Source organism: Nocardia brevicatena NBRC 12119, assembly GCF_000308495.1.
Taxonomy (GTDB): Bacteria; Actinomycetota; Actinomycetes; order Mycobacteriales; family Mycobacteriaceae; genus Nocardia; species Nocardia brevicatena.
The window spans coordinates 1-6,680 of sequence record NZ_BAFU01000018.1 but is presented as its reverse complement, the minus strand read 5'-3'; the positions used below and the strand labels follow the sequence as shown (position 1 = coordinate 6,680).

The following is a 6,680-nucleotide window of genomic DNA, read 5'->3' as shown; positions in this document are numbered from 1 at the left end:
GTTCGTCCAGCATGAGCACGCTGCGGTCCGCGACGGCGAACCCGTCCGCGGCCGTGGTCAGCACACACACCGGGTCGGCCGACTCCAGGATGTAGCCGATGCGTTCGCTCGGCTGTCCCAGGTCCAGCGGCACATAGGCGCCGCCGGCGGCCAGCACCGCGTACGCGGCGACCACCAGATCCAGCGAACGCCGCAGCCCCAGCGCGACCCGGGTCTCCGGGCCGACGCCCTCCGCGATCAGGCGACGCGCCAACCGGTTGACCCGCGCGTCGAACTCGCCGTAGGTGAGCTGCTCCCCCTCGTAGCCGATGGCGAGACGGTCCGGGTGAGCGGCCGCGGTGCGGGTGTAGGCCGCGAGCAGCGGTTCGGACTCCACCGGGCGGGCGGTGTCGTTCCAGTCCACCAGCACCCGCCGGCGTTCGGCGGCATCGAACAGGATATCGATATCGCCGACCGGCGCCTGCGGATCCTCGGCCAGCCGGTCGAGTACCCGCAGCATGCGCGCCGCCAGCGCCTCGACCTCGTCCGCGTCGAACCGGCTGGTCAGGTACTTGAACGCCAGCTCGATCGTGGTCTCGGCGGCCACCATGATCGCCATCGGGTAGTGGGTGTTGTCGTTGACGCCCACACCGGTCACCGACATGCCGTCGATGGAGCTGGTCGCGGCGATCGCCTCGGCGTCCACCGGGTAGGACTCGAACACCAGCAGCGTGTCGAACTGCACGCCGGTGCCGGCGGCCCGCTGGATGTCGGTCAGACCCAGGTAGTGGTGTTCGAGCAGGTCCGCCTGCTCCCGCTGCAGGGCGGTGAGCAATTCGGCCGTTGTCGCGCGGTCGTCGACCCGCACCCGCACCGGCAGGGTGTTGATGAACAGACCCACCATGGATTCCACACCCGGCAGTTCGGCCGGACGGCCGGACACGGTCGCACCGAACACCACATCGCCGCGGCCGGTGACCCGGCCGAGCAGGATGCCCCAGGCCGCCTGGACCAGGGTGTTCACCGTGACGCCGAGTTCGACGGCACAGGCGCTGAGCCGGGCGGTGCGCTCGGCGTCGATGACGACCACGTGCTTGTCGATCTCGTACCGCTCCTCGCCGCGCGGCTGCGGCGCCAGCTGGGTCGGCTCGGCACCTTCCAGGATCGACGCCCATTTCCGCAGCGAGACCTCCCGGTCCTGCTCGTTCAGCCAGGCCAGGAAGCTGCGGTAGGACGTCACCCGACCGAGCGCGCTCTGATCGCCGTGCACCGCGTACAGCACCAGCAGATCCCGCATGAGCAGCGGCATCGACCAACCGTCGACCAGGATGTGGTGGGTGGTGAGCACCAGGTGCCACGCCTGCTCACCCGTCCGGTACAAGGTGAACCGGACCAGTGGCGGGGCCGCCATGTCGAAGTGGGCGGCACGGTCGGCCACCACGCGACGCCGCAGTTCGTCGGCGCGTTCCGATTCGGGCACCTCGCGCAGGTCGATCTCCTGCCACGGCACTTGCACCGTGTCGAGTACCACCTGCACCGACTGGCCGGCGGCATCGGTGACGAACGCGGTCCGCAGGTTCGGGTAGCGGTCGATCACCGACTGCGCGGCGGCCTGCAACCGGGCGGGGTCCGGGCTGCCGGTCAGATCCACCACGGCCTGCATGGTGTAGACGTCGACGGTGTCCTGGGTGAGCTGCGCGTGGAACAGCAGACCGGACTGCAGCGGCGACAGCGGCCACACCTCGGTCAGCGCCGGATAGGTGCGCTCCCACCGTTCGATATCGGCCTGACCGACCCGCACCAGCGGCATATCCGACGGGGTGAAGCCGCCGGAGTCCGGGCGCCGGACGTGCTCGGCCAGCGCGGTGAGTGCCGCCACCCACAGATCGGCGAGTTCCTGCGCCCGTTCCCGGGTGAGCAGGCCGGTGGGGAAGGCGAACGAGGCGCCCAGGCTCGGGCCGTCCGCGGAATCGGTGACGATGGCGTTGATATCGATCACCGCGCCTGCGGGCATATCACGGTCCATCACCACATCGAGGCGACCCAGATCCGCCGACGGCGCCCAACCCAGTTCGGCGAGTTCGGCCGGGATCTCACCGGCCGAGACGCGACCCAGGTAGTTGAAGCCGATCTGGCCTGGCACCTTCTCCGGCAGCTGCGCGCCGGTCTCCGGGTTCAGGTAGCGCAGCAGACCGTAGCCGAGACCCTTGTCCGGGACCGCGAGCAGCTGTTCCTTGACCGATTTCACGATCGAGGCGAGGGCTGCGCCGCCGGCGAACGCGTCGGACAGGTCGGCGCCGGTCAGGTCCAGCGCCACCGGGTAGGCGGCGGTGAACCAGCCGACGGTCCGGGACAGGTCGGCGCCCGGCACCAGGTCTTCTTCACGACCGTGGCCCTCGAGCTTGATCAGCGCCGCCTGGGTGCGGGTCCCACGCCAGCGCGCGACCGCCATGGCCAGCGCGGACAGCAGTCCGTCGTTGACACCGCCGCGGTAGCGGGTGGGCAGGATGGTCAGCACCGCGTCGGTGACGTCGGCGGGCAGGGACACCTCGACCCGGTCCAGGGTGGCGAAGGTATCGCGCGCCGGGTCGAACTCGCGGGAGCCGAGCACCGGATCGGGGGTGCCCGAAACCCGCTGCCAGTACGGCAGTTCCGCGACCCGTTCCGATGCGGCCGCGGCCTCGACGAGGCTGTGCGCCCAGCGCCGCATGGAGGTGCCGTTCACGGGCAGCGCGACCGGCTGTCCCGCCACCAGCTGCGACCAGGCCACGGCCAGGTCGGGGATGATGATCCGCCAGGACACACCGTCGACCGCGAAGTGGTGCGCGACGATGAGGAGCAGGTCGCGGTGGTCTCCGGTGAAGGAGAACCACACGAACTGCGCCATGACTGCGCGCGCCGGGTCGAGCCGGTCCAGCGCGGCATCGTATTCGGCGGTGGCGATCCGGGTGAGTTCGGCATCGGTGACGGTGTCGTCGAGTTCGACCCGGTGCACCAGCGCCTCGACGTCCACCGCACCGGGAGCGAAGGTTTCGAAGCCGTACCCGTCGCCGTCGCGACGCACCCGCGCCCGCAGCACATCGTGGTGGTCGACCACGGCGGCGATGGTGGCGACCAGGATCTCCCGGTCGATACCGGCGGGCAGCGACAGCACCATGGACTGCGAGAACCGGCCGTGCGGCGTCTCGTCCGCCAGGAACTGCGCCATGATCGGTGTCAGCGGGATATCGCCGACACCGCCGCCGGGCAGTTCGTCCAACCGCTGCCGTTGCGCGGACTCGCCGCGGGTCGCGACCTCGGCCAGTGCCGCGACGGTGCGGCGTTCGAAGACATCGCGCGGTGTGAACACCACACCCCGTGCCTTGGCCCGCGACACCAGCTGAATGGACAGGATGCTGTCGCCGCCGAGCGCGAAGAACGAATCGTCGACACCGAGTTCGGCGACGCCGAGCACATCGGCGAACACCTCGGCGATGATCGACTCCACCTCGGTGACCGGGGCGCGGAATTCGCGCTGCTCCAGCGTCGGTTCGGGCAGGGCCTTGCGGTCGAGTTTGCCGACCGGGGTCAGCGGGATCTCGTCGAGTACCACGATCGCCGCGGGCACCATATGCGGCGGCAGAGTGCGGGCGACGAACTCGGTGACCTCGTCGGGGTCGATCGTGTGGCCCGGCACCGCGAGCAGATACGAAACCAGGATGGTCGCGCCCGCCGCGGTTTCCTTGCCGAGGGTGAGGGCGAACTCGACATCGGGGTGGCGGCCCAGGGCGGTGTCGATCTCGCCGAGTTCCACGCGGAAGCCGCGGATCTTGACCTGGAAGTCGGAACGGCCCACATAGTCGAGTTCCCAGTGCACCGACGGCACCGCGGCGTTACCGGCACGCTGTCCGGATTCGGCGTACCAGCGCACCACATCCCCGGTGCGGTACATACGGCTGCCCGGCTCTCCCCACGGGTTGGCGACGAACCGATCCGAGGTGAGACCGGCCCGGCTGTGGTAGCCGCGCGCCAGCCCACCACCGGCCAGATACAGCTCACCGGGCACACCCGGCGGCACCGGTTCGAGACGTCCGTCGAGCACCAGCGCCGACATACCGTGCACCGGGTCGCCGACGGTGATGTGCTTGCCCGGGGTGAGCTGGGCGTACGAGGAGATGATCGTGGTCTCGGTGGGACCGTAGGCGTTGAAGTACTTGCGTCCCGGCGCCCACTTGGCCAGCAACTCCTGGGTGGTGACATCGCCACCGACGGAGGCCACCTCGAGCTCGGCCAACCCGGCCGGGTCCATGGTGCCCAACACCGCCGGGGTGATGATCGTGTGCGTCACCCGCTCGGTGCGCATGAGCTCGGCCAGGTCCGGGCCGCCGATAATGCCGGCGGGCACGATGACCAGGGTGGCGCCGGTGTAGCCGGCGCACACCCATTCCAGCACCGACGGGTCGAAGCTGGGCGAGCAGATGTGCAGGAACCGGTGCTGCGGCTGCAACCCGTACAGGCTCGTCGCCACATCGGCCAGGCCGCGGATACCCGTATGGGTGACCATGACGCCCTTGGGCAGACCGGTCGAACCGGAGGTGTAGATGACATAGGCCGGGTGCCGCATATCCAGCGCGGTGATGCGGTCCGCGTCGGTGATCGGTGCGGCCGAGACCGCATCGACCTGCTCGCCGAACGCCGGGTCGTCCAACCGCAGCCATTCCACCTCACCGGGCAACCGGTCGGTGAATTCGCTCGTGGTCAGGCCCAGGATCGCGCCGGAGTCGGTGACCATATGCCGCATCCGGTCCTGCGGATACGTCGGGTCCACCGGCACATGCGCACCACCGGCCTTGGCCACCGCCCAGAACGCGGCCACCATCTCGTAGGAACGCGGGAAGGCCAGCGCCACAATCCGTTCCGGACCGACGCCGCGGTCGATGAGCACCCGCGCCAGCCGCGAGGAGTACTCGTCGAGCTCCCGGTAGGTGATCGAACGGCCCTGGTAGCGGATCGCGATCTGCTCCGGATCGCGGGCCACACCCTGGGCGAGCATATCCGGCAACAGGCCGGTGGCCATGACGTGATCACCGTGCACGTGCGTGAGCAGCTCGTATTCGGCGCCGTCCAGCAGCGGCAGATCGCCCACCGGGGTCCGCGGCGCGGCGGTGATGGCGGTCAGCAACCGCACGAACCGCTGCGCGAACACCTCGACGGTCTCGGGATCGAACAGGTCGCGGGCGAAGGAGAAGTCGGCCTGCATGCCACCGTCCGACCGGCCTGTCTCCCGCATGGTGAGCAGCAGGTCGAACTTGGCGATATCGGCGTCGAATTCCACGCCCTCGACCCGCAGTCCGGGCAGTTCGAAATCCGATTGCGGCAGGTTCTCGAACGACAACGCCACCTGGAACAACGGGTGCCGTGCCGTCGAACGCTCCGGGTTCAGCAGTTCCACCAGCCGCTCGAACGGCAGGTCCGCGTGCGCGAACGCCTGCAGGTCGGTGTTCTTGGTGGCGGCCAGCAGTTCGGCGAAGGTGAGCTTGCCCGGCACATGCGACCGCAACACCAGGGTGTTGACGAACATACCGATCATATCGTCGAGTTCGGCCTCACCACGGCCCGCGATCGGGGTGCCGATGGCGATGTCGTCGGTGCCCGACAGGCGTGCCAGGAACACCGCGAACGCCGCGTGCACGACCATGAACAGGGTCGCGTTGTGCTGTTTGGCGACCTCGCCCAGCGCGCGATACAGCTCGGGCTCGATCTCGAACGCCACGTGCCCACCGGTGAACGACTGCGTCGTGGGACGCGCCCGGTCGGCGGGCAGGTTCAACTCGTCCGGCAGGCCGGCCAGCACGGTCCGCCAGTACTCGGCCTGCCGCGAGATCACGCTGTCGGGATCGTCCTCCGAACCCAGCACCTCGCGCTGCCAGACGCTGTAGTCGGCGTACTGCACCGGCAGCGGTGTCCAGTTCGGCGCCCCACCCGAGATATGCGCCGCGTAGGCGATCATGACATCGCGGGTGAGCGGACCCATCGACCAACCGTCGGCGCTGATGTGATGCGCCACGAACACCAGCACGTATTCGCTGCCGCCGCGTTCGCCGTCGACGACGTGGAACAGCTTGGCGCGCAACGGCACCTCGACGGTCACGTCGAAGCCCAGCGACACCTCCGCGATGATGCGGGCCGGCACATCCGCCGCCGCCACCGGGATCGGCGTGAGATCCGGTACCCCCTGCTCGGCGGGCACGATCACCTGGTGCACGGCACCCTCGTATTCGGGGTAGACGGTGCGCAGCGTCTCGTGCCGGACGATCACATCGGCCACCGCCCGCTGCAGGGCGGCCGGATCGAGGTCCCCGGACAGCCGCACGGCCATCGGGATGTTGTTGACCGCCGAGGCGGTGTCGAACTGGTTGAGGAACCACATGCGCTGCTGCGCCAGCGACAGCGGGATGCGCTCGGGACGCGGACCGGCGGTCAGCGCCTTACGACCGGCACCCGCCTGCTGTTCGGCCTTGGCCGCCAGTCCGACCACCGTCGACGCCTCGAACAGCGACCGCACCGGCACCCGGGTGTCCAGGGCCGCGCCGAGGCGCGCCGCCACCTGGGTCGCCAGCAGCGAGTTACCGCCCAGCTCGAAGAAGTCGTCGTCCGCGCCGACCCGCTCCACCCCGAGCACCTCGGCGAACACACCGGCCACGATCTCCTCGACGGGAGTC

Annotated in this window: 1 protein-coding gene; it reads right to left on the bottom strand. The window is 69.6% G+C overall.

What is annotated here, in order from left to right:
- A partial coding sequence (locus ON20_RS03735; RefSeq protein ID WP_040833504.1) for a non-ribosomal peptide synthetase occupies nucleotides 1-6,680 on the bottom strand: 6,680 nt, incomplete at both ends.